At 62.0% G+C, this 803-nt stretch carries 1 protein-coding gene; it reads left to right on the top strand.

The window, feature by feature from the left end; genetic code table 11:
* Window positions 1–803: DmsC/YnfH family molybdoenzyme membrane anchor subunit (locus HMPREF9538_RS22075; protein ID WP_009484220.1), on the top strand; the 803-nt coding region annotated here is incomplete at its 3' end.

Below are 803 nucleotides of genomic sequence, written 5' to 3'. Positions count from 1 at the left end.
ATGGGAAACGGATGGCATGAATGGCCGCTGGTGCTGTTTACGGTGCTGGGTCAGTGCGTGGTCGGCGCGACCATCGTCAGCGGTCTTGGCTGGCTGGCGCTGGGGGACCAACGGGAAGCCCGGCGGCGGCTGGTGCGCAATATGTTTTTTATCTGGCTGTTGATGGGCATTGGTTTTCTTGCTTCGGTGATGCATCTCGGTTCACCGCTGCGCGCGTTTAACTCGCTGAACCGCATCGGCGCCTCGGCGCTGAGCAACGAAATCGCCAGCGGCGCTCTGTTCTTCGCTGTGGGCGGATTCTGGTGGCTGCTGGCGGTGCTGGAAAAAATGCCGGCGACGCTGGGCAAAGTCTGGCTGGCGATCGCCATGCTGTTAGGGCTGCTGTTTGTCCTCGCAATGACCCGGGTTTACCAAATCAATACCGTGCCAACATGGTACAATGGCTACACCACCAGCGCGTTCTTTCTGACGGTGCTCCTCAGCGGGCCGCTGTTTGCCGCCCTGCTGCTGCTGCTGGCGAAAGTCGACTTTAACGGCTGGTTTTTTGCCGGACTGAGCGTGGCCGCGCTGGTCATCAGCGCCGCAGTTATCATTATGCAAAGCGCCGGGCTCAGTACCCTTCACAGCTCGGTTCAGCAGGCGGCCACCCTGCTGCCAGATTACGGCAAACTCCAGGCGCTACGCCTGGTACTGCTGGCGCTGGGCCTCGGCTGCTGGCTATGTCCGCTGATCCGCCGCCAGCCGCCGCGCGCTACCGGGCTGCTGGTCGGCCCGCTGCTGGTCTTGATCGCCGACTGTATTGG

This window comes from Klebsiella sp. MS 92-3 (assembly GCF_000195655.1).
Taxonomy (GTDB): domain Bacteria; phylum Pseudomonadota; class Gammaproteobacteria; order Enterobacterales; family Enterobacteriaceae; genus Klebsiella; species Klebsiella pneumoniae.
The sequence above is the reverse complement of the archived record's forward strand: the minus strand, read 5'-3'. Positions and strand labels throughout refer to the sequence as shown.